General features: G+C 73.0%; 22 protein-coding genes. 13 read left to right on the plus strand and 9 right to left on the minus strand.

The genetic code is table 11. The annotated features are described in order from the left end of the window. The first annotated feature begins 143 nt into the window (after positions 1 to 143). Entirely contained in the window at positions 144 to 389 is a 246-nt protein-coding gene (locus ACFYO5_RS13850) for a WhiB family transcriptional regulator (RefSeq protein WP_356569576.1), read from the plus strand. A 594-nt stretch (positions 390 to 983) separates the two neighbouring features. Here the strand turns inward: ACFYO5_RS13850 and ACFYO5_RS13855 are convergent. The 4 genes from ACFYO5_RS13855 to ACFYO5_RS13870 form a co-directional block, all read right to left on the minus strand. After that, on the minus strand, positions 984 to 1,961 hold the full coding sequence (locus ACFYO5_RS13855; protein ID WP_356569574.1) for an acyl-ACP desaturase: 978 nt from the start codon (positions 1,959 to 1,961) through the stop codon (positions 984 to 986). Positions 1,962 to 2,188: 227 nt separating this feature from the next. Continuing rightward, on the minus strand, positions 2,189 to 2,965 hold the full coding sequence (gene ddaH, locus ACFYO5_RS13860; protein ID WP_388708173.1) for a dimethylargininase: 777 nt from the start codon (positions 2,963 to 2,965) through the stop codon (positions 2,189 to 2,191). A gap of 131 nt (positions 2,966 to 3,096) precedes the next feature. Further along, positions 3,097 to 4,719, minus strand: a complete 1,623-nt coding sequence (locus ACFYO5_RS13865) for an ABC-F family ATP-binding cassette domain-containing protein (protein ID WP_388708175.1) — start codon at positions 4,717 to 4,719, stop codon at positions 3,097 to 3,099. 280 nt (positions 4,720 to 4,999) lie between these two features. Next, positions 5,000 to 5,416, minus strand: a complete 417-nt coding sequence (locus ACFYO5_RS13870) for an SsgA family sporulation/cell division regulator (protein ID WP_388708178.1) — start codon at positions 5,414 to 5,416, stop codon at positions 5,000 to 5,002. Between the two features lie 222 nt (positions 5,417 to 5,638). On the opposite strand from ACFYO5_RS13870, the gene ACFYO5_RS13875 reads away from it, so the two are divergent. Continuing rightward, positions 5,639 to 6,781: a WD40/YVTN/BNR-like repeat-containing protein gene (locus ACFYO5_RS13875; RefSeq protein WP_388708181.1), complete on the plus strand. Its 1,143-nt coding sequence runs from the start codon at positions 5,639 to 5,641 to the stop codon at positions 6,779 to 6,781. A gap of 80 nt (positions 6,782 to 6,861) precedes the next feature. Further along, positions 6,862 to 7,188: a plasmid stabilization protein gene (locus ACFYO5_RS13880; RefSeq protein ID WP_356569565.1), complete on the plus strand. Its 327-nt coding sequence runs from the start codon at positions 6,862 to 6,864 to the stop codon at positions 7,186 to 7,188. Between the two features lie 43 nt (positions 7,189 to 7,231). Here ACFYO5_RS13880 and ACFYO5_RS13885 read toward each other — a convergent pair whose 3' ends face one another. After that, a complete protein-coding gene (locus ACFYO5_RS13885; protein WP_388708184.1) occupies positions 7,232 to 7,528 on the minus strand; it encodes a YciI family protein in 297 nt (98 codons plus the stop codon). 49 nt (positions 7,529 to 7,577) lie between these two features. Here ACFYO5_RS13885 and ACFYO5_RS13890 point away from each other — a divergent pair, with 49 nt between their 5' ends. Continuing rightward, a complete protein-coding gene (locus ACFYO5_RS13890) occupies positions 7,578 to 8,273 on the plus strand; it encodes an endonuclease V (protein ID WP_388708186.1) in 696 nt (231 codons plus the stop codon). A gap of 676 nt (positions 8,274 to 8,949) precedes the next feature. Here the strand turns inward: ACFYO5_RS13890 and ACFYO5_RS13895 are convergent. Beyond that, on the minus strand, positions 8,950 to 11,304 hold the full coding sequence (locus ACFYO5_RS13895; RefSeq protein ID WP_388708189.1) for an ABC transporter permease: 2,355 nt from the start codon (positions 11,302 to 11,304) through the stop codon (positions 8,950 to 8,952). Further along, the gene (locus tag ACFYO5_RS13900; protein ID WP_388708191.1) at positions 11,301 to 11,993 is read right to left on the minus strand and encodes an ABC transporter ATP-binding protein; all 693 of its coding nucleotides are present in this window, start codon (positions 11,991 to 11,993) and stop codon (positions 11,301 to 11,303) included. The genes ACFYO5_RS13895 and ACFYO5_RS13900 overlap by 4 nt, the downstream gene beginning before the upstream one ends. Before the next feature lie 435 nt (positions 11,994 to 12,428). Here ACFYO5_RS13900 and mmpA point away from each other — a divergent pair, with 435 nt between their 5' ends. Further along, a complete protein-coding gene (gene mmpA / locus ACFYO5_RS13905; RefSeq protein WP_388708193.1) occupies positions 12,429 to 12,575 on the plus strand; it encodes a morphogenic membrane protein MmpA in 147 nt (48 codons plus the stop codon). A 24-nt stretch (positions 12,576 to 12,599) separates the two neighbouring features. Here the strand turns inward: mmpA and ACFYO5_RS13910 are convergent, their stop codons facing one another. Next, positions 12,600 to 13,778, minus strand: a complete 1,179-nt coding sequence (locus ACFYO5_RS13910; RefSeq protein WP_356566427.1) for a saccharopine dehydrogenase NADP-binding domain-containing protein — start codon at positions 13,776 to 13,778, stop codon at positions 12,600 to 12,602. Positions 13,779 to 13,869: 91 nt separating this feature from the next. Between ACFYO5_RS13910 and ACFYO5_RS13915 the strand changes: the two genes are divergently transcribed. From ACFYO5_RS13915 to ACFYO5_RS13930, 4 genes are all read left to right on the plus strand, one after another. Beyond that, positions 13,870 to 14,250 (plus strand): MmcQ/YjbR family DNA-binding protein, encoded by a 381-nt coding sequence (locus ACFYO5_RS13915; RefSeq protein WP_356566429.1) that lies wholly within the window; start codon positions 13,870 to 13,872, stop codon positions 14,248 to 14,250. 146 nt (positions 14,251 to 14,396) lie between these two features. Next, complete coding sequence (locus ACFYO5_RS13920; protein WP_388708198.1) at positions 14,397 to 15,572, plus strand: CaiB/BaiF CoA transferase family protein; 1,176 nt, start codon at positions 14,397 to 14,399, stop codon at positions 15,570 to 15,572. Beyond that, positions 15,569 to 16,783: an acetyl-CoA C-acetyltransferase gene (locus tag ACFYO5_RS13925; RefSeq protein ID WP_356566433.1), complete on the plus strand. Its 1,215-nt coding sequence runs from the start codon at positions 15,569 to 15,571 to the stop codon at positions 16,781 to 16,783. The genes ACFYO5_RS13920 and ACFYO5_RS13925 overlap by 4 nt, the downstream gene beginning before the upstream one ends. A 41-nt stretch (positions 16,784 to 16,824) precedes the next feature. Beyond that, a complete protein-coding gene (locus tag ACFYO5_RS13930; RefSeq protein ID WP_388708202.1) occupies positions 16,825 to 19,002 on the plus strand; it encodes a 3-hydroxyacyl-CoA dehydrogenase NAD-binding domain-containing protein in 2,178 nt (725 codons plus the stop codon). 13 nt (positions 19,003 to 19,015) lie between these two features. Here the strand turns inward: ACFYO5_RS13930 and ACFYO5_RS13935 are convergent, their stop codons facing one another. Beyond that, the gene (locus ACFYO5_RS13935; protein ID WP_388708204.1) at positions 19,016 to 19,738 is read right to left on the minus strand and encodes a MerR family transcriptional regulator; all 723 of its coding nucleotides are present in this window, start codon (positions 19,736 to 19,738) and stop codon (positions 19,016 to 19,018) included. 220 nt (positions 19,739 to 19,958) lie between these two features. Between ACFYO5_RS13935 and ACFYO5_RS13940 the strand changes: the two genes are divergently transcribed. The 4 genes from ACFYO5_RS13940 (at position 19,959) to ACFYO5_RS13955 (ending at position 24,892) form a co-directional block, all read left to right on the plus strand. Next, complete coding sequence (locus ACFYO5_RS13940; protein ID WP_388708206.1) at positions 19,959 to 21,425, plus strand: amino acid permease; 1,467 nt, start codon at positions 19,959 to 19,961, stop codon at positions 21,423 to 21,425. 42 nt (positions 21,426 to 21,467) lie between these two features. Next, on the plus strand, positions 21,468 to 21,956 hold the full coding sequence (locus tag ACFYO5_RS13945) for a macro domain-containing protein (RefSeq protein ID WP_388708208.1): 489 nt from the start codon (positions 21,468 to 21,470) through the stop codon (positions 21,954 to 21,956). Next, positions 21,953 to 22,867, plus strand: coding sequence for a PfkB family carbohydrate kinase (locus tag ACFYO5_RS13950; protein WP_388708211.1), 915 nt, complete (start codon positions 21,953 to 21,955; stop codon positions 22,865 to 22,867). Before ACFYO5_RS13945 ends, ACFYO5_RS13950 begins: the two co-directional genes overlap by 4 nt. 81 nt (positions 22,868 to 22,948) lie before the next feature. Beyond that, positions 22,949 to 24,892, plus strand: a complete 1,944-nt coding sequence (locus ACFYO5_RS13955) for a Xaa-Pro dipeptidyl-peptidase (RefSeq protein ID WP_388708214.1) — start codon at positions 22,949 to 22,951, stop codon at positions 24,890 to 24,892. The last annotated feature ends 7 nt before the right edge of the window (positions 24,893 to 24,899 follow it).

The following is a 24,899-nucleotide window of genomic DNA, read 5'->3' on the forward strand; positions in this document are numbered from 1 at the left end:
CCGGAGCGCCGACGGTCGGTCCGGCGCGCCGCCGTGCGCCACGGTCCGTCGTGGGGGCACCATCAGTGCGGCCGGGGGCCCTGACGCGCCGCGTATATCCGTCGTTGATGGAACGTTTTTCGCCGTGGGCCACGATTCGGGCCATGTTCACCGACACGATCACCACCCCCGACCTCGCCTGGCAGCGGGAGGCACTGTGCGCGCAGACCGGGGCGGACTTCTTCTTCCCGGAACCCGGCAGCTCGGTGCGGGATGCCAAGCGCATCTGCGGCATGTGCGAGATGCGGACCGCGTGCCTCGACTACGCCCTCGCCCACGATGAACGCTTCGGCGTATGGGGCGGCCTGTCGGAGAAGGAACGCCTGAACCTGCGCCGCACCTCGCACTGAACCCGCGCCGCGCCTCGCACTGAACCCGCGCCGCACGCCGGACCCCGAGGGCGGGTGTACGACCGCATCGCGGGGGTGCGGTCAAGAACCGGGAGCGCTTGCGGACAGGTAGCCGCGTCCATCGCCCGCGACGGGCGGCCGGGCGCCGCGAGGCACGCGCCGCCGAGGTGCCGGCGCCGAGGCCGCTGCGACGACCGCGACCGGCGCCCGATGCCGACGCGAGGACGCCCTGTCGGCCGGGGCCGGCCACACCGGCGTCCTCCACGGCCCGCACCGTCCGCGCAGCCTTCAGACGACAAGTCGATGTGTCGACAGGGCGTGTCCTCCGCCGCTCCGCATCCGATCGAGCCCGCGCGGTGGAGCGTCCGGTCCCTCGGGTTCGGGGTGGTGCAGAACCCTCCGGGTCCCGGATCCGGACGAGGCGTGCTCGGCGCCCGGACCGAGCAGGGAACCGAGCGCCTGCCTGGCCGTGGAGCGGCGGGCGTGGCGGCAGGAGGCCGCAGGCGCGAACGGCCCGCCCCCGGAAACCGATTCCCGGGGGCGGGCCGTCACGTGCGGCGTGGGTCGCGACGTGGTGGGTCGCGGTGTGGCGGGTCAGCCCGCGGCGCGGGCCGCCATGCGGGCCTTGCGTGCCGCCAGCTTCTCGTCGAACTTCGAGGCCTCGGCGTCCAGACCGCCCATGTAGAGGCCGAGTTCCTCCTGCGCCTTCAGACCCTCCGGGCCCAGGCCGTCCATCTCCAGGACCCTCAGGTGGCGCAGGACGGGCTGGAGCACGTCGTCGTGGTGGATGCGCATGTTGTACACCTCGCCGATGGCCATCTGGGCCGCCGCCCGCTCGAAGCCGGGCATGCCGTGGCCGGGCATGCGGAAGTTCACGACCACGTCCCGCACCGCCTGCATGGTGAGGTCGGGTGCCAGCTCGAAGGCGGCCTTCAGCAGGTTGCGGTAGAAGACCATGTGGAGGTTCTCGTCGGTCGCGATGCGCGCCAGCATGCGGTCGCAGACCGGGTCGCCGGACTGGTGGCCGGTGTTGCGGTGCGAGATGCGGGTCGCCAGTTCCTGGAAGGCGACGTAGGCCACCGAGTGCAGCATCGAGTGGCGGTTGTCCGACTCGAAGCCCTCACTCATGTGGACCATCCGGAACGCTTCCAGCTGGTCGGGGTCGACCGCGCGGGAGGCGAGCAGGTAGTCGCGCATCACGATGCCGTGCCGGCCCTCCTCGGCCGTCCAGCGGTGCACCCAGGTGCCCCAGGCGCCGTCACGGCCGAACAGCGAGGCGATCTCGTGGTGGTAGCTGGGGAGGTTGTCCTCGGTGAGCAGGTTCACCACCAGCGCGATCCGGCCGATCTCGGTGACCTTCGACTGCTCCTTCTCCCAGGCCTGGCCGTCCTCGAAGAAGCCGGGGAAGTTGCGGGCGTCGCTCCACGGCACGTACTCGTGCGGCATCCAGTCCTTGGCGACCTTCAGGTGCCGGTTCAGTTCCGTCTCGACCACTTCTTCCAAGGCGTACAGCAGCCGGGCGTCGGTCCAGACGGCGGAGGGGCTGCCGAGGTTCGGAGAGGTGATCGTCACGGGTACTCCAGGGGGACGTGATGCAATGCGGACTACGTCCGGCAGGCGGTGCCGGAACTTACGGGATCGTAGGCTACGAACCCGTAGGTTACGTAGCCGTAGGTTAAGTTCGGTGTAAAGACTGCTGATCAGCCGCGTTGCGCGACACGCCGGGCACCTTGCCGGGTACCCCGGATTACGCCGGGACACCCAGGTCCCGGGGTTAATCCGGTGGCGCGTTCACCCGATCAGGCGTATAGGGCCCGCAGCCGCACCGAGAGACACGTCACACACCCCCCCAGTTTCTCGAACTCGCCGATGTCGACCACGACGGGTTCGTACCCGAGGTCGGCGAGCAGGCCCGCGGTCCTGGGCGCGCTCGCGGCGATCAGCAGCCTCGGTCCGCCGAGCAGCACCACGTGGGCGCCGGACTCCTCGGGTACGGACAGGAACCGGGGGAACAGCGCCGGCCGGTCCACCTTCGGGATGTGGCCGATCACCGTGCCGTCGGGCAGCGCGGTGACGGCCGACTTCAGGTGCAGCACCTTGCTCACGGGGACGGCCACGACCCTCGCCCCGAGCGGTTCGAAGGCCTCCCGCACCTGCTGGACCCCGGCCGCGTTGGTACGGCCTCCCCGGCCGACGTAGACCGTGTCGCCGTCCTTGAGGACGTCGCCGCCGTCCAGCGTGCCGGGCTCCCAGATCCAGTTGACCGAGCAGCCCAGCCGGGCGACGGCCTCCTCCACCGCGGCGGTCTCCGCGCGCCGGGACTCGGCGCCGGGGCGCGTGATCAGGGCGACGTTGCGGTACATCACGACCGTGTCCTCGACGAACACGGAGTCCGGGCAGTCGTCGGCGGGGTCGACCTCGATGGTCTCCCAGCCGTTGGCCCGCAGGGCCTCGGCGTAGGCCTCCCACTGCTCCAGGGCGAGGCCCACGTCGACCGTTCCGCGCTCGACGTGCGTGACCAGGCCTTCGGCGAGGCGTGGGCCGGGGCGGCGGATGAGGGCTTTCTTGCTGGGCACGTCCAGGTCTTTCGCGTCGGCGGTGGCTGACCGGCGCCCCGGGAAGGGGCGCCGGTCAGCCATCATGCAGGGCCGGTGCACGGCGGCAAAACCCTCGCCGCCGGGCTGTGGCCCTCCTGAGACCCGCCGCGCTACGCCGGATCCGCCAGCTCCCGCGCCGACGTCGCCCGCAGTTCCCCGTCCAGCAGCAGCCAGCGGGTGATCCCGATCGACTCCAGGAACGGCAGGTCGTGGCTGGCCACGATCAACGCGCCCTGGTAGGACTCCAGGGCGGACGTGAGCTGCCGCACGCTCGCCATGTCGAGGTTGTTCGTCGGCTCGTCCAGCATCAGCAGCTGCGGCGCGGGCTCGGCCAGCATCAGCGCGGCGAGCGTCGCCCGGAACCGTTCGCCGCCGGACAGCGTCGCCGCCTTCTGGTCGGCGCGGGCGCCCCGGAAGAGGAAGCGTGCCAGCCGCGCCCTGATCCGGTTGTTGGTGGCGTCCGGCGCGAAGCGGGCCACGTTCTCGGCGACCGTCAGCCCGTCGTCGAGGACGTCCAGCCGCTCTGGCAGGAAACGCAGCGGCACGTGCGCGTGCGCCTCGCCCGCGACCGGGGCCAGTTCCCCGGCGATGGTGCGCAGCAGCGTCGTCTTGCCCGCGCCGTTGCGCCCCACCAACGCCACCCGCTCGGGTCCGCGCAGGTCGAAACCGCCCTCCACGCGCGCGCCGTACGCGAGCCGCAGATCCAGCAGGCTGAGGACGTCACGGCCCGGCGGTACGGCCGTGTACGGCAGGTCGACGCGGATCTCGTCGTCGTCCCGGACGGCCTCGACCGCCTCGTCCAGCCGCTCCCTGGCCTCGGCGAGCTTCTCCTCGTGCATGATGCGGTGCTTGCCGGCGGACTCCTGCGCCGCCCGCTTGCGCGCCCCCATGACGATCTTCGGTTCGCGTTTCTGGTCCCACATCTTCTGGCCGTAACGCCTGCGCCGGGCCAGTTTCATGTGGGCGTCGGACAGTTCGCGTTTCTGCTTGCGCAGGTCGGACTCGGCGACGCGCACCATGCGCTCGGCGGCCTCCTGCTCGGTGGTGAGCGCCTCCTCGTAGGCGGAGAAGTTGCCGCCGTACCAGGTGACCTCGCCGGCGCGCAGGTCGGCGATCTGGTCGACGAGTTCGAGCAGTTCCCGGTCGTGGCTGACGACGACCAGCACGCCCGGCCAGGACGCGACGGCCGCGTACAGCCGGCGTCGGGCGTACAGGTCGAGGTTGTTGGTCGGTTCGTCGAGCAGCAGGATGTCCGGCCGGCGCAGCAGCAGTGCGGCCAGCCGCAGCAGGACGGACTCGCCGCCCGACACCTCGCCCACGGTGCGGTCCAGGCCGATGTGACCGAGTCCGAGTTCGCCGAGGGTGACCAGGGCGCGTTCCTCGACGTCCCAGTCGTCGCCGACGGTGTCGAAGTGCTTCTCGGACACGTTCCCGGCCTCGATGGCGTGCAGCGCGGCCCGGCGGGTGGCGATGCCGAGGGCCTCGTCGACGCGGAGGGAGGTGTCGAGTGTGACGTTCTGCGGGAGGTGTCCGACCTCCCCGACGGTGCGGACGGTGCCGTCCGAGGGGGTCAGTGCGCCGGCGATCAGCTTCAGCAGGGTCGACTTGCCGGAGCCGTTGACGCCGACGAGTCCGGTCCGGCCGGGGCCGAAGGCGACGTCGAGCCCGTCCAGGACGGGGGTGCCGTCGGGCCAGGCGAAGGAGAGGGACGTGCAGGTGATCGAAGATGACAAGAGGGCCTCGCGGTCGCGTGTGCGGTCAGGGCAACGCGTATCGAGACACCGGAGGCGGCGACCACCGCGGGAGCGGGCGGAGCGAAGGGGCACGGACAGCCGTGGAGAGGCCCTGCTCCGCGAAGGACGGCTCGAACGCCGAGGTCGCACGCGGCACCCACACCCGGCGGGGTGTGCGGTGCGGTGTCTCTGACCTCAGACGAGCAACGTCCTTCTCCTATCGGCGGCGACAGATGCGTTGTACACCGTAGGAGCGGGCCGGAAGGGCTGTCAACGGATATTAGAGCGCGTCCCGCATCAGCTCCGCGAGGTCGCGGTCCAGGTCGAGCTGCAGGTGTTCCAGACCGGCCGGTACCAGTTCGCCGGTGGCCTGGAGGAAGCGCCGGATCTCCGCCGAGTGCACGTGCACGATCGCGGTGCCCTCGGGCGCGTGGAACTCCAGCACCGTCCGGTCGTACCCGTACGGCCGCACGCGGACGTCGCCCTCGCCCTCGGCGTCGTGCAGACCCGCGGTGAGCAGGTCGCGGGCGAAGGTCCAGCAGACGTCCACGCCCTCCAGGGTGGCCGGGGCCGGGAAGGTCATGCGGACGGCGAAGGGATCACGCCGGTCGTAGTGCAGCGTGGCGGGGATGCTCTGCATCCGAGGTGCGGCGGCGACCAGGCGCGCCTCGACGGGCTGCTCGATGACGATGGACAACGCCTTGCTCCCTTGTGACGGCGGGACGGACTTCCGGGCGGGTGGGCCGGACACTGGAAGAGACGCCGGAACCGGCCGATCCGTGCACACGAGATCCGAGTGACCTCGGTCACCGCCTTCATGCACGGGAGTGACTCACCTCTCCTGCCGTGTCTCGTCGGGCGGTTGGGGTGATCGCGGCCATCTGGACGCCGCAGGTGCGGTGGACTAGCTTCGCCCGCCATGAGGCCCTTGGGGAAGACGCGACACCCGATCCGTACGGCGCGCACGGCACCGGCCAGGCGCGCGGGGCGTGCGGCGGCGGCGGGAGCGGCCTGCGCGGCGGTGCTGGCCGTGCTGACGGCCGTACCGGCGCAGGCGCAGCGGGAGGCCGGGCCGGGCGGCCCGGCGCCCGCGTGGGCGCTCAAGGACACCGGCGCCCCGGCCGTCCGCTTCCGCGGGCTAGCGGCGGTCGACCGGCGCACCGCCTGGGTGGCGGGAACGCGGGGCACCGTCCTGCGCACCACCGACGGCGGGAGCAGCTGGCGCAACGTCTCCCCGCCCGGCGCCGCCGACCTCCAGTTCCGCGACGTCGAGGCCTTCGACGCGCGGCACGCCGTGGTGCTGGCCATCGGCGAGGGCGAGGCCTCCCGCGTGTACCGCACCGACGACGGCGGGGCGAGCTGGTCGGAGTCGTTCCGCAACACCGACGCGCGGGCCTTCTACGACTGCCTGACCTTCTTCGACCGCCGGCACGGCCTCGCGATGAGCGACCCCGTCGACGGCAGGTTCCGCACCCTGTCGACCAGCGACGGCGGCCGCTCCTGGACGGTGCTGCCGGACACGGGCATGCCGCCGGCGCTGCCGGGCGAGGCGGGCTTCGCGGCGAGCGGGCAGTGCCTGGTGTCGGCCGGCCCCCGGGACGTGTGGCTGGCCACCGGCGGCGCCGCCCGCGCGCGCGTGCTGCACTCCGCGGACCGTGGACGGACCTGGACGGTCGCCGACGCCCCGATCCCGGCGGGCGACCCCGCGCGCGGGGTGTTCGCGCTCGCCTTCCGCGACCGCGGCCACGGTCTCGCGGTCGGCGGCGACTACCGCGCCGACCAGCCCTCCCCGTCGGCGGCGGCCACGAGCGGCGACGCGGGCCGGACCTGGCGGCCGGCCGGCACACCCCCGCCCGCCTACCGCTCCGGCGTCGCCTGGCTGCCGCACAGCCGCACCGCCGCCCTCGCGGTCGGCCCCACCGGCACCGACCTGACCACCGACGCCGGCCGCACCTGGCGCACTGTCGACACCGGCTCGTACGACACCGTCGACTGCGCCCCCGACCGCGGCTGCTGGGCCGCCGGCGAACAGGGGCGGGTGGCGCGCCTGGAGGGGCCGTAGGGGTCTCGTCGCCGGGCCGGAGGAAGAACTCCGGCCATCGCGGGTACCCGGCGGTCCGGACACGAGAGGAGTGAGCGCACATGCCACGCGGTTCCAGCCCCAAGCGCGAGCGTCAGTACGAGCACATCAAGGACAGTGCCGAGGAGCGGGGGGAGAGCACCGGACGGGCGAAGGAGATCGCCGCCCGCACGGTGAACAAGGAGCGCGCCCGGTCCGGCGAGTCGAAGACCGCGAGCCGGACCTCCACGAAGGACAAGTCGTCCGGCGAGCGGGGCGGACAGCGGTCCGGGAAGGGCTCCGGGGGCCCCACCTACGACCAGCTGTACGAGGAGGCCAAGCGGCGCGGTGTCCACGGGCGTTCGGACATGAACAAGAGCCAGCTGCAACGCGCCCTCGGCAAGAACTGACGGCCAGGACCGACGGCCGGCAAGGTTCGACGGGGCGGCCCGCTCAGCCGGGCGTGACCCGGTACCGCTCCAGCTCGGGCGTCGTCTTGGTGGCCTCGAACTCCGTGACGCGGTACGCGCACACGCCGGCGAGGACGAAGGGGTCGCCCGCCGTGACGTCCTCGATCCGGGCGCGGTCCTCCGCGACGGCGACGATCACCCCGCCGTCGCGGGGGTTCTTGCGTCCGGACGCCAGGAACACCCCGCGCGCGTACTGCTCGTCGAGCCAGGTCACATGGTCCGGGAGGACCGCGTCGACGGCGTCCAGCGGTGCGGTGTAGGTCAGTTCCAGTACGAACATGATCGCGAGCCTACGTCGTCCGGACCGGCCCCGTAGGCTCGTCCTCACCATGACGACCGTAAGCGTTCCGGCGGGCTGGCCCGCGACCGAGGCAGAGGCCCGCGCCGTCCAGGACGAGCTGCGGGCGCGGGTGGTGCTCCGCGAGGCGGGACCGCCACCCGGCACCGGGCACGTGACGGGTGTCGACGTCGCCTACGACGACGAGCGGGACGTGGTCGCGGCGGCGGCCGTCGTGCTGGACGCGGCGAGTCTCGCCGTGGTCGCCGAGGCCACCGCGGTGGGACGGATCTCCTTCCCTTACGTCCCCGGCCTGCTCGCCTTCCGTGAGATCCCCACGGTGCTCGCCGCCCTGGACGCCCTGCCGTGCGCGCCCGGCCTGGTCGTCTGCGACGGCTACGGCCTGGCCCACCCGCGCCGTTTCGGCCTCGCCAGCCATCTCGGGGTTCTGACCGGGCTGCCGACGATCGGCGTCGCGAAGAACCCGTTCACCTTCACGTACACCGACCCGGCCGACGCGCGCGGGTCCGCGGCGCCGCTGCTCGCCGACGACGAGGAGGTGGGGCGCGCCCTGCGCACGCGCGCGGGCGTCAAGCCGGTCTTCGTCTCCGTCGGCCACCGGGTGAGCCTGGACAACGCCTGCGCCCACGTCCTGGCCCTGGCTCCGCGGTTCCGCCTGCCGGAGTCGACCCGGCGGGCGGACGCGCTGTGCCGCGGGGCGCTTCGGGAGGCGACCACCGGGCACTGAGCCGGACCTTCGACCGGCGCCGGACACCGGGAATCGCGTGGATGCCCGCCCTGCCGGAGCGCCGGCCGCTGTCAGCCCCGCCGCCCAGGGCGAGACTGCCCAGACCCAGGCCGGCCAGACTGCCGACCATGGGCAGTTCCGCACCGCCGCAGTGCTGGTGGCTGTCGTCCTGGGGAAGCTGGGCGACGTTGCCACCGGCGGTGCCGACGCCGCCGGTCGCCGTGCCGCCGGCCGCGGCTCCGGAGGTGTTGTGGCAGAGGTTGCCGAAGGCGGGGCCGGCGATGGGCAGGATGCCTCCGGCCGACGCGGGCTGGGCACTGACAAGTGCGCCGAGAGCGACAGTGCATCCGATGCCGATGCCGATGCCGATGCCGATGCCGATGCCGATGCTTCGAGCGAGGGTCCGTGCGGGCATGCCACGGTCAACGTCCCGGCGGCCGGGGAGGTTATGGACCTACCCGGCGGCCGACACGCGGCCTCGTCGTCGGCCGTCGCGAACCCCTGGTCCCGTGGTCCGGGCGCGCTCCACGCCCCGGGCCGGGTACGCCCCGTACGGGGCACTCCGGCGCCGGCCTGCGGGCGCAAAGGCGGAAGTCGACGGCCGGGGCAGGAACCGGCACCGCCCGCCCTGGGCTCCTCCCGGCCGGAGGAGCCCAGGGCGGGGATGTGCGAGGGGCTACTCGGTGCGCAGGCCCTCCGGCCGCATCATCCGCAGCAGCGGCGGCAGGCTGAGCAGCGTGACCACGCCGACCACGGCCGTGCCCACGCCGGTCATGGTCAGGACGCTCGCCCAGTCCACGGCCACCGGTGTACGGGTCATCTTCAGCAGCACCGAGCCGAGGGTGATACCCACCGTGGTGGCCAGCACGAGGCCGAGTCCGACCGGGAGGGCCGTCTGCCACAGCACCGACAGGCTCAGCGTGCGGCGCCGGGTGCCGAAGGCGACCAGCGCGGAGAGCAGCTTCCTGCGCTCGCGCAGCTGCTCCAGCTGGGAGACCAGCAGACTCGCGCCGATCAGCGCCAGCACGAAGGCGGAGCCGACGAACAGGCCGGTGCGGAGGGAGGCGTACCGGGCGTCCTCCTCGGTCGCCGACCAGCTGTAGGCGTCTGCCAGGGGGTCGGTCCGGGCGACCACGTTGCGCACGTACTCCCGCGCGTCCGGCACCGACGGGTCCAGCCGCAGGTACACCCCGTTCGCGTACACCGCGGGCGCGGCCCCGGTGGGCAGGGCGGCGGGGGTGACCAGCACGCTGTTGGCGTCCCCCAGTGAGTCCTTGCGCGCGTCCACCACCCGCACGTCGGCCGGAACGGTCCAGGGCACCTCGAGGCCGCGTTCGGTGACGTCGCCGTACGACGGGTCGATCCAGAGCCGCCGACCGGGCTTCACCACGGCGATCTCCGCGGCGTTGCCGGCGGAGGTGTAGCCGCTCCTCGTCCGGGTGACGAAGACGTCGCCGTCCTCGCAGGAGGGAAGCGTGGCGAGTTCGCGCAGGGCGGCGCAGTCACCCACGGTCATGCTGTTGCTGTTCTTCGGGTCGCGGCGCGCGTCCCCGTACTGCGAGATGGCCAGGGCCACTGCGGCCTTCACTCCCTTGGTGCCGGTGAACGCGCGCTCGACACCGGACAGCGGCTTTCGGTCGCTGAAATCGACCTGCATCTGGACCCGGCCGGGGTCCTGGCCCGTGGCCTCGGTGTACTGGCTCTGCACTCCCGTGAACAGCATCTGCAGGGCGATGGCGCCGGCCACGGCGACGGCGATGCCGTTGACCATGCGTGCGGCTGTCCCGCTGCTCAGCTGCAACCGCCGTACCGCGAGCTGCCAGGACAGCGGGCCCTTGCCGAGGCGGACGACGACCGCCTCCACGACCCAGGGGAGCAGCGCGGTGATGCCGATCAGCAGCAGCAGCACGCCGCCGATGACGAGGTACTGGTTGAAGTCGCCGTGCTCGCGGCCCTTGCCGATCAACGGGTAGAGCATCGCCAGGCCGGCCGGGGGCGGCAGCAGCCGCCACCACAGCCGGCGGCGGCGCTGCTTCGCCGCGCGCACCACGCCCAGCGGCTCCACCACCACGCCGCGCAACGCGAGCAGCGTGACGAGGACGGCGGCGACCGGGACCGCCACGGCGACCAGCGCGGCGAGCGCGGGGGAGGGATCGAGGTAGCTGGGCCAGACGCTCACGCCCAGCACCTCGGCGGAGCCCAGCGTCTGACGGCCGAGGAGGAAGAAGGCGGTGCCGACGACCAGGCCGAGCAGGGCTCCGGCGAGTGCCTCGCCCGCCGCGATCCGCCGGGTCATGTGGCTGTCCGAGCCCACCAGGCGCAGCGCGGCCAGCCGGCGGTCGCGGCGCTCGCCGCCGAAGCGGACGGCGGCGGCGATGAACACGGCGACCGGGGTGAGCAGCACCACGAACACGACCAGGACCATGAGCAGCAGCACCGGGTCGGTCTTCTCGGCCGTCGCGTCCGGGTCGCCGTACCCGGTCAGCCGGTGCACCGGGGAGAAGTCCGTGGGTTTCAGCCCCGAGGCGCCCGCGTAGTAGGCCAGTTCGTGGGAACCGATGAGTCCGCTCTCACCGATCGTGCCGGTGATCCTGTAGGGCAGCCGCTCCCGCAGCAGCTCGGCGCCGTCCGAGGCGAGCAGGGCCTCGAGCGCGGGGGAGACGACCATCTCGCCCTTGCCCGGGAAGCTGTCGACCCCCGGGGGCAACGGCGCCCGTCCGCCCTCGGGCTCGACGAGCCGGCCCCGGATGTCGTCGTCGTGCCAGGTGGTGTCGGTGGCGGCGATCAGGACGGTGTCGTCGGCCTTCGGCGGGGCCTGTTCCGAGTACTGGAACGTGTTGTCGAAGCGGGCGTCCTCCACCTTGTCGCGGGCGGCGAACACGTTGGGCAGGGCGGTGCACAGCAGGAGCAGTGCCACGCCGAGGCCGACGCCGACGGCGGTGAGCGTCATCCGGACCCAGCCCTCGCGTCCGCCGGTGACGGCGAAGCGGGCCCCCATGGCCAGGTCTCGGACCCACTGGCGAGGACTCATACGGCGCGCTCCATGGAACGGGACCTGCCGTCGCGGACGACGATCTCGCGGTCGGAGTAGGCGGCCACGCGTGTCTCGTGGGTGACGAGGACGACGGCGGCATCGGTCGAGCGGGCCGCTTCGGTCAGCAGTTCCATCACGCGTTCGCCGTTGGAGGAGTCGAGGGCGCCGGTGGGTTCGTCGGCGAACAGCAGGCGCGGTCCGGTGACCAGCGACCGGGCCACGGCGACGCGCTGGCCCTGGCCGCCGGAGACCTCGCCGGGACGCTTGTCCCGGAGGTCGTCGACCTCCAGGCGCTCCATCCAGCCGAGCGCGGTGCGCTCGGCGTCCTTGCGGGGGGCGCCGTTCAGCCGCAGCGGCAGGGCGACGTTCTCCACGCAGGTCAGTTCCGGTACGAGCTGGCCGAACTGGAACACGAACCCGAACTCGGAGCGGCGCAGCGCGCTGCGCCGGGCGTCGCTCATCGTCGCCAGCTCCTGCCCGTCGTAGGTGATGGAACCGGAGTCGGGCGGCACGATGCCGGCGAGGCAGTGCAGGAGGGTGGACTTGCCGGACCCGGAGGGGCCCATGACGGCGACGACCTCACCGGGGTGGATGGAGAACTCGGCGCCGTCCAGCGCGAGGGTCGGACCGTACGCCTTGCGCAGGTCGTGCGCGGTGAGCAGGGGGCCTGGAGGAGAAGTCGTCATCGGGTCGGAGCCTCACGGAGTTCGTCGAGTCGGGCGGCGGCCGCTTCCGGCCGGCGTGGATCGGTTTCCGCACTCTACACACTGTGTATACGCCGAGTGTATAGATGGCGGGCGTACCGGGGGTGCCGGTCCGGGCGGCCCGTACGACAGTGCAGGTGGGGGAGGTGGGGACGCCCCTCGTCACGGTTCGGAAACAGCGCGCCGACAGCGAGGCAGGAGTTCTCCACCGGTACCGCGGGACGCGCGCCCCGGTCCGTAAGTGCCGAACGGCCGTCAGGGCGGCGCGGACCCGGTCCGTAGGTGCCGACGGCCGTCAGGGCGGCGCGGTGACGCCCCAGGGGCCGGACACGCCGCGTAGCCCAAACCGAGTACGCGTAGGTCGTCCTGAGTACCTGTACGGATGTGGGCCCGGTGCGCGACCGGCAGGCTGGCCGCATGACGACGCACCGAGCCCCGAAGCCCCTCGCCGACCCCGACCGGCCCGTCGAGCGCGCCGTGAACGCGGCGCTGATCCTCGCCGTCCTGGCCGGACTCGGCTGGATCGCCGGGATGATCCACACGCTGGTGGAGTGGCAGGTCTGAGCCGACGGGCTGCCGGCCGCGCGGTCAGCGGCTCGCCGCCACCCGGAAGCGGATGCCCGCCGCGCGCAGCCGTTCGGTCAGCGCGTCGCCCATCGCCACCGCCGTCGTGACCTGCCCGGCCGTCTCCGGCAGGTCGTCGAAGGCCAGGGCCAGCGCGGCCTCGGCGAACATCTTCGCCGTCTCGTCGTAGCCGGGGTCCCCACCGGAGACCTCCGTGTACACCCGCCGGCCGCCGCCCTCGCCCACGAACCGCACCGAGAACCAGCTCCGTGCCCGCTTCTCCGCGCTCGGGCCCTCGCCGGGCTTCAGCCGGTCGGACAGCCAGCGCCGGGCGGGCGGCACCTGGGCGGCGGCGAACAGCGCGCCGACGGCCGCGCTCCCGCCCACCGCCACCGGCAGCCGACGTACGGCCGCGTAGTGGCGGTAGCGGAAGTCGGGGCCGTAACGCTCCAGGGCCTTCGCCGACCGGCGCACGATCTGCGGGTCGATCGTCGGCAGGGGCAGCGCCCAGGCGCCGACCTCCGGGGCGAACCGGGGTGTTCCCAGCGGGGCCGTGGCCCGGCGGCCCATCAGGCGCGGTTCGTGCCGGCGCCGTTCGCGGGCCGCGGCCGCCATCTGCCGGCCGCGGGCGAACTGGCCCAGCGCGGAGGCGAACGTCCCGCCGGAGAAGGTGGCGTCGGCGCTCACATAGCCGTCCACGGTCAGTGCCACGCCCTCCGGGAGCTGCCGGACCGTGAAGTACGCCCCCAGGTCGTGCGGGACCGAGTCGAACCCGCAGGCGTGCACCAGCCGGGCGCCCGTCTCCCGCGCGCGTGCGTCGTGCCGGACGTAGGCCAGGTCCACGAACTCCGGCTCGCCGGTGAGGTCGAGATAGTCGGTGCCGGCGTCCGCGCAGGCGGCCACCAGCTCCTCGCCGTACGTCACGTAGGGGCCGACGGTCGTCGCCACCACGCGCGCGTGCTCGGCGAGGGCGCGCAGCGAGGCCGGATCGGACACGTCCGCCCGCAGCACACCGGGCTCCGCACCGCCCGGCAGCCGGTCCCGCAGCCGCCGCAGCCTCTCCTCGTCGCGCCCGGCGATCGCCCAGCGCAGATCGCCGGGCGCGTGGGCCGCGAGGTACTCGGCGGTGAGCGTCCCGACGAAGCCGCTCGCCCCGAAGAGCACGAGATCGTACGGACGGTCCGTCCTTTTCAGCCTGCTCATGACACCCCTTGGTCTCGCTGCCCGCGCCGCTGTCGGTGGCTGAGGCTAGCGTGAGGAGGGCGGAGCGCGAGGACGAGCCCGGAGGCAGCAGGTGGCCGTGGACGACAACGCCGTGAGGAAACGGGAGAAAGTACGCCGCTTCGCGCTCGGACTGCCGGGCGCGACGGAGGAGTTCCCGTGGGGCGAGACCGTCGCCAAGGTCGACGGGAAGGTGTTCGTCTTCCTCGGCGTCGACGACGGCGGTCACCCCCTCGGCCTCACGGTCAAGCTGAAGGACGAGACGGCCCACGCCCACGCACTGGCCTCCCCGGGCGCCGCGCCCGCCGGGTACGGCCTCGGCCGGGCCGGCTGGGTGAGCGTCCCGCTGGCGCCGGAGGGCGCCCCCGCGGCCGAGCTGCTGTGCGACTGGGTCGAGGAGAGCTACCGCGCGATCGCCCGGAAGGGGCGCACGGCGGAACTCGACGGCCGCTGACGCCGGCGGCGGGCGGACGGCGGCCCCCGGACCGGCTCCGCCTTCCGAGAACTGGCCAAGCGCTTGCTCGCCCGCTCTTGTGTCCGCTGGAACGGGTTCTTAGCATCACTGGTGTTACATCGGTTGTGTCACAGCAAGGGGGCTGGATGACGACGACAGCGGGGACGGCGGGGCACGGCCCGCTCGCCGGTGTGCGCGTGGTCGAACTGGCCGGCATCGGGCCGGGCCCCTTCGCGGCCATGCTGCTGGCCGACCTCGGCGCCGACGTCGTCCGCGTGGACCGCCCGGGCGGCACCTCCCTGGGCATCGACCCCGTCCACGACGTCACCAACCGCAACAAGCGCTCGGTCCTGGTCGACCTCAAGGCACCGGACGGCCCGGCGCGCGTGCTCGACCTCGCCGCCCGCGCCGACGTGCTCATCGAGGGCAACCGACCCGGCGTGGCCGAGCGCCTCGGTGTCGGCCCCGAGGCCTGCCACGCCCGCAACCCCCGGCTCGTCTACGGCCGGATGACCGGCTGGGGCCAGGACGGCCCCCTCGCCCAGCGCGCCGGCCACGACATCGCCTACATCGCCGTCACCGGCGCCCTCGGCATGATCGGCGCCCCCGGCACCCCGCCGCCCGCCCCCGCCAACCTCCTCGGTGACTACGCGGGCGGTTCCCTCTACCTCGTCGTCGGCGTCCTCGCCGCGCTGCACCACGCGCGCGCGACAGGTGCCGGCCAGGTCGTCGACGCCGCCATCGTCGACGGCACCGCCCACCTCTCCGCCATGATCCACGGAATGCTCTCCGCCGGCGCCTGGCGGGATCGCCGCGCAGCCAACCTCCTCGACGGCGGCTGCCCCTACTACGGCACCTACGAGACGGCCGACGGCGGCCACATGGCCGTCGGCGCCCTGGAGCCGCGCTTCTACGACGAGTTCCTACGCGCCCTCGGCCTCGACGGCTTCGACGACGCCCGCACGGACCCGACCCGCTGGGGCGACCTGCGCGAGGCCGTCGCCGCCCGCTTCAGGTCCCGCACCCGCGAGGAGTGGACGGCCGTCTTCGCGGGCACCGACGCCTGCGTGGCACCCGTGCTGTCGCTGCGCGAGGCGCCGCACCACCCGCACCTCGCCGCCCGCGGCACCTTCACCGACCACGACGGCCTCACCCAGCCCGCCCCCGCGCCCCGCTTCTCCGCCACCCCGACCGCCGTGCGCGGCGGGCCCACGCGTCCCGGCGCCGACACCGCCGCCGTGGCCCGCGACTGGGACCTGCCCCGGCTCGCCGACCCCCGAGACCACCAGCTCCCCGACCCTCACCGAAAGGCCTCCCCGTGAGCACCGAAGCGTACGTCTACGACGCGATCCGCACCCCGCGCGGGCGCGGCAAGGCAGGCGGCGCCCTGCACGGCACGAAGCCCATCGACCTCGTCGTCGGGCTCATCCACGAGCTGCGCGAGCGCTTCCCGAGCCTGGACCCGGCCGCGATCGACGACATCGTGCTCGGCGTCGTCGGACCGGTCGGCGACCAGGGCTCCGACATCGCACGGATCGCCGCGATCGCCGCCGGACTGCCGGACACCGTGGCGGGCGTACAGGAGAACCGCTTCTGCGCCTCCGGATTGGAGGCCGTCAACCTGGCCGCCATGAAGGTCCGTTCCGGCTGGGAGGACCTGGTCCTCGCGGGCGGCGTGGAATCGATGTCCAGGGTGCCGATGGCCTCCGACGGCGGCGCCTGGTTCAACGACCCGATGACCAACCTCGCCGTGAACTTCGTGCCGCAGGGCATCGGCGCCGACCTCATCGCCACCATCGAGGGCTTCTCCCGCCGGGACGTCGACGAGTACGCCGCCCTCTCCCAGGAGCGGGCGGCCACCGCCGTCAAGGAGGGCCGCTTCGACCGCTCGATCGTGCCGGTCAAGGACCGCGGCGGCCTCGTCGTCCTCGACCACGACGAGCACCCGCGCCCTGGCACCACCGCCGACTCCCTCGCCAGGCTCAAGCCCTCCTTCGCCTCCATCGGCGAACTGGGCGGCTTCGACGCCGTGGCGCTGCAGAAGTACCACTGGGTCGAGAAGATCGACCACGTCCACCACGCGGGCAACTCCTCCGGCATCGTCGACGGCGCCTCGCTCGTCGCGGTCGGCTCCAAGGAGGTCGGCGAGCGGTACGGCCTCACCCCGCGCGCGCGGATCGTCTCCGCCGCCGTCTCCGGCTCCGAGCCCACCATCATGCTCACCGGTCCGGCGCCCGCCACCCGCAAGGCCCTCGCCAAGGCCGGCCTGACCATCGACGACATCGACCTCGTCGAGATCAACGAGGCGTTCGCGGCGGTCGTCCTGCGCTTCGCGCGCGACATGGGCCTGTCCCTCGACAAGGTCAACGTCAACGGCGGCGCGATCGCCCTCGGCCACCCTCTCGGCGCCACCGGCGCCATGATCCTCGGCTCGCTCGTCGACGAACTGGAGCGCCAGGACAAGCGCTACGGCCTCGCCACCCTGTGCGTGGGCGGCGGCATGGGCATCGCCACGATCGTCGAACGCGTCTGACCACCCCGGCGGAACCAAGAGACTGCTACGGAGACCCTGTCATGACACAGAGCACCACCATCCGCTGGGAACAGGACCGCACCGGCCTCGTCACCCTCGTCCTCGACGACCCCGACCAGTCCGCCAACACCATGAACCAGGCGTTCCGCGCCTCCCTCGCCGTGGTCGCCGACCGCCTGGAGGCCGAGAAGGACACCGTCCGGGGCGTCATCGTCACCTCCGCGAAGAAGACCTTCTTCGCCGGCGGCGACCTGCGCGACCTGATCCGCGTCACCCCCGACACCGCCCAGGAACTGTTCGACGGCGGCCTGGAGATCAAGCGCAACCTGCGCCGCATCGAGACCCTCGGCAAGCCCGTCGTCGCCGCCCTCAACGGCGCGGCCCTCGGCGGCGGTTACGAGATCGCCCTCGCCTGCCACCACCGCATCGCCCTCGACGCCCCCGGCTCGAAGATCGGCTGCCCCGAGGTCACCCTCGGCCTGCTCCCCGGCGGTGGCGGCGTCGTCCGCACGGTCCGCCTGCTCGGCATCGCCGACGCCCTCCTCAAGGTCCTCCTCCAGGGCACCCAGTACAGCCCGCGGCGCGCCCTGGAGAACGGCCTGGTCCACGAGGTCGCCGACAGCCACGAGGAGATGCTCGACAGGGCCCGCGCCTTCATCGACGCCCACCCCGAGTCGCAGCAGCCCTGGGACAGGCCCGGCTACCGCATCCCGGGCGGCACCCCCGCCAACCCCGCCTTCGCGGCGAACCTGCCCGCCTTCCCCGCCACCCTGCGCAAGCAGACGGGCGGCGCCCCCTACCCGGCGCCGCGCAACATCCTCGCCGCCGCCGTCGAGGGCGCCCAGGTCGACTTCGAGACCGCACAGGTCGTCGAGGCCCGCTACTTCGTGGAACTGGCCGCCGGACAGACCTCGAAGAACATGATCCAGGCGTTCTTCTTCGACCTCCAGGCAGTCAACTCCGGCGTCAGCCGCCCCCGGGGCGTCGAGCCCCGCCAGGTCCGCAAGGTGGCCGTCCTCGGCGCCGGGATGATGGGCGCGGGCATCGCCTACTCCGCCGCCCGCGCGGGCATCGACGTCGTCCTCAAGGACGTCTCCCTCGAAGCGGCCGTCAAGGGCAGGGCGTACTCCGAGAAGCTCTGCGCCAAGGCCGTCTCCCGGGGCCGTACCAGCCGGGAGAAGGCCGACGCGCTGCTCGCCCGCATCACGCCCACCGCGGACCCGCAGGACCTGGCCGGCTGCGACGCCGTCATCGAGGCCGTCTTCGAGGACACCTCGCTCAAGCACAAGGTGTTCCAGGAGATCCAGCACATCGTGGAGCCCGACGCGCTGCTGTGCTCCAACACCTCCACCCTGCCCATCACCGTCCTCGCCGAGGGCGTCGAGCGGCAGGGCGACTTCGTCGGCCTGCACTTCTTCTCGCCCGTCGACAAGATGCCGCTCGTCGAGATCATCAAGGGTGAGCGCACCGGCGACGAGGCCCTCGCCCGCGCCTTCGACCTGGTCCGGCAGATCAGGAAGACGCCCATCGTCGTCAACGACTCGCGCGGCTTCTTCACCTCACGGGTGATCGGCCACTTCATCAACGAGGGCGTCGCCATGGTCGGCGAGGGCATCGAGCCCGCGTCCGTGGAACAGGCGGCCGCCCAGGCCGGCTACCCGGCCAAGGTGCTGTCCCTGATGGACGAGCTGACCCTCACCCTGCCGCGCAAGATCCGCAACGAGTCGAAGCGGGCCGTCGAGGAGGCCGGCGGCACCTGGCCCGGCCACCCCGCCGAGGCCGTCATCGACCGCATGGTCGACGAGTTCGGCCGCACCGGCCGCAGCGGCGGCGGCGGCTTCTACGAGTACGACGAGGACGGCGGGCGGGTCGGCCTGTGGCCCGGCCTGCGCGAGCACTTCACCCGCGAGGACGCGCGGATCCCCTTCCGGGACATGCAGGAACGCATGCTCTTCGCCGAGGCCCTCGACACCGTCAGGCTCCTGGAGGAGGGCGTCCTGACATCCGTCGCCGACGCCAACATCGGCTCCCTGTTCGGCATCGGCTTCCCGGGCTGGACCGGCGGCGTCCTGCAGTACATCAACGGCTACGACGGCGGCCTGCCCGGATTCGTGGCACGCGCGCGGGAACTCGCCGAGCGCTACGGCGACCGCTTCGCCCCGCCCGCGCTGCTGGTCGAGAAGGCGGAGAAGGGCGAGACCTTCACCGACGGGCGCTGAGCCGTCCCACCCGTCACGGGGAGCCGTCCGACTCCGGCGGCTCCCCGAGCCACTCCCGCACCTCCTGGGTCAGCGACCGCTGGAACGCCGTCAGCAGCGCCTGCACGACCAGCGGCTGCATGTGCGCCGACAGCGACCGCACCGCGCGCGCGTCCCGCTCGACCACGTCCTCGCGGAGCAGCCGCGACAGCTCGTGGGCCGCGGCCCGCGCATTGTCCACCAGCACGTTGCGGGCGGCCAGGATCGCCTCCTGGGACAGCGGCACGTCGAGGAGGCGGACGCCCAGCCTGAGCAGCCCCGCGTCGACGCGGTACGCACCGTCACCGGTCCGCTCGCCCAGCACGCCCATCGCGGCCAGCCGCTCCACGTCCTCGTCGTCCAGCGCCCGCCCCGCCCGCCGCTCCAGCTCCCCCCGGGTCACCGTCTCCACGGTGTCCGGCGCCCAGGACGCCACCACCGCCCGGTGCACGGCCAGGTCGTGGGCGTCGAGGCCGGGCGGCAGCCGGTCCAGGTACCGCTCGATCGCTGCCAGCGTCAGGCCCTGCCGTTGCAGCTCCTCGATCAGCGCGAGGCGCGCCAGGTGCTCGGGACCGTAGCGCCCCACCCGGCGCGGACCGATCACCGGCGGCGGCAGCAGGCCCTTGGTGCTGTAGAAGCGCACCGTCCGCACGGTGACCCCGGCGCGCGCGGCCAGCTCGTCGACCGTGAGGGCCGGCTCCTCGGTCTCGATCGTCATGTGCAGCAGTATCGCTGTCACACCAGTGCTGTGAAACCCGCGGACGCCGCGACGATCACCCTGTGAGAAGTGACGCGCTGTGACATGGGCCATCGCATGACCGCCGGCGGTCAGGGAAAATGCCCCCTTGGTCTGTGCCCCTACCCGGGAGCCGCCGGCCACGACAGTACGGACACCCGGGCGCACCACGCTCCGGGCGCACCAGAAGGTGGAACCACCCGTGAGCAAGGACGCCGTGCACACGGCCGAAGTCGCCGCCCACCCCCAGGCGACCGCGCACCCCGCGGACGCGGGCGACGCCGGCTACAGCAAGGACCTCAAGCCCCGCCACGTCAACATGATCGCGATCGGCGGGGCCATCGGCACCGGCCTGTTCCTGGGCGCCGGAGGACGCCTCCACGACGCGGGCCCGGCGCTCGCCCTCGCCTACCTGGTCTGCGGCGTCTTCGCCTTCTTCGTGGTGCGGGCGCTCGGCGAACTCGTCCTGTACCGCCCGTCCTCCGGATCCTTCGTGTCGTACGCGCGCGAGTTCCTCGGCGAGAAGGGCGCCTATGTCGCCGGCTGGATGTACTTTCTGAACTGGTCGACCACCGGCATCGCGGACATCACCGCGATCGCGCTCTACACGCACTACTGGAGCATGTTCACCAGCATCCCGCAGTGGGTGCTGGCGCTGGTCGCGCTCGCCGTGGTCCTCGCCGTGAACCTGGTCTCCGTGAAGATCTTCGGCGAGATGGAGTTCTGGTTCGCGATCGTCAAGGTCGCCACCCTCGTCGCCTTCATGTGTATCGGCATCTTCCTGCTGGCCACGAGGCACGAGGTGGACGGCCGGACCCCCGGCCCGGGCGTCATCACCGACCACGGCGGCTTCCTGCCGCACGGCGCGATGCCCGTGGTCCTCGTCATGCAGGGCGTCATCTTCGCGTACGCCGCCCTGGAGCTGGTCGGCATCGCCGCGGGCGAGACCGCCGAGCCCGAGAAGGTCGTCCCGCGCGCGGTGAACTCGATCATGTGGCGCGTCGGCCTCTTCTACGTCGGTTCGGTCGTCCTGCTCGCCCTGCTGCTGCCGGGCTCCGTCTACTCCGCCGACGAGAGCCCCTTCGTCACCGTGCTGTCGAGGATCGGCGTCTCCGGCGCCGGCGACGTGATGAACCTCGTCGTCCTCACCGCCGCCATGTCCTCGCTCAACTCCGGCCTGTACTCCACCGGCCGCATCCTGCGCTCCATGGCGATGGCGGGCTCGGCCCCCGGCTTCACCGCCCGCATGAACCGCAGCCAGGTCCCCTACGGCGGCATCCTCCTGACCTGCGCGGTCTGCGTCCTCGGCGTCGGCCTGAACTACCTCGTGCCGGACCAGGCCTTCGAGATCGTGCTGAACGTCGCCTCCCTCGGCATCATCAGCACCTGGGTGATCATCATGGTCTGCCACCTGGTCTTCGTCCGCCGCGCCGAGGCCGGCCTGCTGACCCGTCCGGCCTTCCGTCTCCCCGGCAGCCCGGTCACCGAGATCGTCACGATCGCCTTCCTCGTCGCGGTCCTCGCCCTCATGGGCAACGACCCCGACGTCGGCCGCAAGACCCTCCTCCTCATCCCGGTCGTCGCGGCGGCCCTGGTCGCCGGCTGGTTCGCACTCCGCCGCGGTGCCGCACGGTCGACGGACCGCGAGCCGAGCGACCTGACGAAGTAGCGGGCCCGGCCCACTGTCAGTGGCATCGCCTACGGTGGCGTCATGTCGGAGATCACTTACGTCCGGGGTGACGCCACCGCACCGTCGGTGCGGGGCGTCAAGGTGATCGCCCATGTCTGCAACGACATCGGGGGATGGGGGAAGGGCTTCGTCCTGGCGCTGTCGCGCCGCTGGCCCGAGCCGGAGCGGGCCTACCGCGCCTGGCACCGGGAGCGCGCGTCGAACGACTTCGGGCTGGGCGCCGTCCAGCTCGTCCAGGTCGAACCGCAGGTGTGGGTGGCCAACATGGTCGGCCAGCGCGGCATCAGGAGGGGCGGCAGGGGCGTTCCGGTGCGCTACGACGCCATCGACACGGCGCTGGCACGCCTGGCGGGTGAGGCCGCCCGACTCGGTGCCTGCGTCCACATGCCGCGCATAGGCTGCGGACTGGCCGGCGGCGAGTGGTCCCGCGTCGAGCCGCTCGTCCTCGGGCGGCTCGTGGAGCGCGGGATCGCGGTGACCGTCCACGACCACGGGGAGAGGCCGAAGTGAGCCGGGACATCGACGTGCTCGTGCTGGGCGGCGCGGGTGTGGACACCATCGTGCACGTGCCGGAGCTGCCGCTCCCGTACGCCGACAGCTACATGATCGACAGCGGGGTGCGGACCCGCGCGGGACAGACGGGGGACTTCGTCGCGCTGGGTCTGAGCACCCTGGGCCTGCGCACCCACCACCTGGACTTCCTCGGCGACGACCCCGAGGGCGACCTGGTGCGGGCCCTGCACGAGGACCGGGGCATCGCCCTCACCGCGATCCCGCAGCCCGCCGGCACCAAGCGCGCGGTCAACCTGGTCGGCCCGGACGGCCGGCGCCTCTCCCTGTACGACACGAGCCGAGCCCACCCCGGCGACCGCTTCCCCGAGGACGTCCTGCGGACCCTCGCCGCCGCCGGCCGCCACGCGCACGTGTCCATCACCCAACCCTGCGCCCACGCCCTGCCCACCCTGCGCGAGACCGGCGTGACCCTCTCCACCGACCTGCACGACTGGGACGGTGAGAACCCCTACCACGAGGCGTTCGCGTACACCGCCGACGTCGTCTTCCTCTCCACGACCGCCCTGGCCGACCCCGAGCGGACCATGCGCCGCATCGCCGAACGGGGCCGCGCCGAGGCGGTCGTCGCCACGGCCGGCGCCGAGGGCGCGTACCTCCTGTCCGACGGCGAGTTGACCCACGTACCGCCGGTGACGCCCCCGGCCCCGGTGGTGGACAGCAACGGCGCCGGGGACGCCTTCGCCGCCGCCTTCCTCTACGGCCGCCTCACCGGCGAACCCCCGCACCGATGCGCCGGGTACGGCGCGATCGCCGGGGCGTACGCCTGCACCGTGCCGGCCACGGAGGCGCGCGCGATCGGCCGGGAGCAGCTCCTCGCCGCAACGGCCCGGGGCGGTCCCGCCGGCTGACGGACCGGGACGGTATCCGGCCACCGCCGACGCCCAATCGCCCTCTTCTGCGCGGCAGTTGGCCGCTGTACCGTCCCGCCCATGCCGACACGCACGCGCTTCACGACCTGGAGACCGTTCGCGACCGCCGCCATCATCACCTTGGTGGCCGCCTTCCTGACCCCGGCGGCGGCCCACGCCACACCGCGCGAGAGCCTGCCCCGCTACTCCTACGACAACGCCGTCCGCGAGGCCGTCTGGGTGGACACGCGCCTCGACGGCGACGGCGACGGACGCACCGACCGGGTCGCCGTCGACATCGTGCGCCCCCGCGAACCCGCCGCCCGGGGCCGCAAGGTGCCCGTCATCATGGACGCCAGCCCCTACTACTCCTGCTGCGGACGCGGCAACGAGAGCCAGCGCAAGACCTACGACGCGCAGGGCCACGTCGTGCAGATGCCGCTGTTCTACGACAACTACTTCGTGCCCCGCGGCTACGCCTTCGTCGCCGTCGACCTGGCCGGCACCAACCGCTCCGACGGCTGCGTCGACGTCGGCGGCCGCTCCGACATCCTCTCCGCGAAGGTCGTCGTCGACTGGCTCAACGGCCGTGCCACGGCGTACACGACCCGCACCGGGACCACCACCGCCGCCGCGGGCTGGACCAACGGCCGCACCGGCATGATCGGCAAGAGCTGGGACGGCACCATCGCCAACGGCGTCGCCGCCACCGGCGTGAAGGGCCTGAGGACCATCGTCCCGATCAGCGCCATCTCCTCCTGGTACGACTACTACTTCCAGCAGGGCGCCCCGCTCTACGACTCCGGTCCCGACTGGCTGTCGGACTACGTCGACAGTCCCGACGCCCGCGCCAGGTGCGCCGCCGTCCAGCGCAGGCTCGTCGAGGAGGCGCCCCGCACCGGCGACCTGACCGGACTGTGGAGCGAGCGCGACTACGTCCCGGACGCCGGCAAGGTCAGGGCGAGCGTCTTCCTCGTGCACGGCCTCCAGGACCTCAACGTCCGGATGAAACACGTCGGCCAGTGGTGGGACGCCCTCGCGGAGCACGGCGTCGAACGCAAGATCTGGCTCTCCCAGACCGGCCACGTCGACCCCTTCGACTTCCGCCGCGCCGCCTGGGTCGACACCCTGCACCGCTGGTTCGACCACGAACTCCTCGGCTACGACAACGGCATCGACCGCGAACCCATGGCCGACATCGAACGCCACCCCGACCAGTGGGCGACCTCGAAGGTCTGGCCGCCCAAGGGCACCCGGACGGCCACCCTGCGCCCGGCCGCCGGAGACCGGCCGGGCGTCGGCACCCTCGGCCTGCACAGGGGCGAGGGCACCGCGACGTTCACCGACGACCCCGCGCTGAGCGAGACCGACTGGGCCGCGGCCGTCGACACCCCGACCCCCGCCAAGGCCGGGTTCACCACCGCGCCCCTCAGCCGGGACCTGCGCCTGTCCGGCTCCTCCCGCGTCACGGTGACCGCCACGCCCTCCACGCCCACGGCCCACCTGAGCGCCGTCCTCGTGGACCTCGGCCCCGACACGATCCGCGACTACGCCGCGAGCGGTGAGGGCGTCACCACCCTCACCGACCGCAGCTGCTGGGGTCCGAGCACCGCCGGCGACAGCGCCTGCTTCAAGGAGACGCGGGCCAGGACCGCCGACGTCGGGTACACCGTCCTCAGCCGCGGCTGGGCCGACGCGGGCACCCACGCCGACGCGGGCAAGGGCGTCCCCCTCACCCCGGGCAAGGCCTTCACGATCACCGTCGACCTGGCCGCCACCGACCATGTCGTCCCGGCGGGCCACCGCCTGGCGCTGATCCTCGCCGGCACCGACAAGGACCTCGTCGACCCGCCCGCCGACGCCCCGACCCTCACCCTCGACCTGTCCCGCACCACCGCCCACGTCCCGTTCGTCGGCGGCGTCGGGGCCTTCGCCGCCGCCACGGCCGGTACGGCGACGGCCGCCGCGCACTCCGGACCGCTGGACGGCGTGGCCGCCGCGACGCACCCGCACCGCGTTCCGTAGGGCGCCG

Origin of the sequence: Streptomyces sp. NPDC006259 (assembly GCF_042870975.1) — a bacterium.
Lineage (GTDB): Bacteria > Actinomycetota > Actinomycetes > Streptomycetales > Streptomycetaceae > Streptomyces.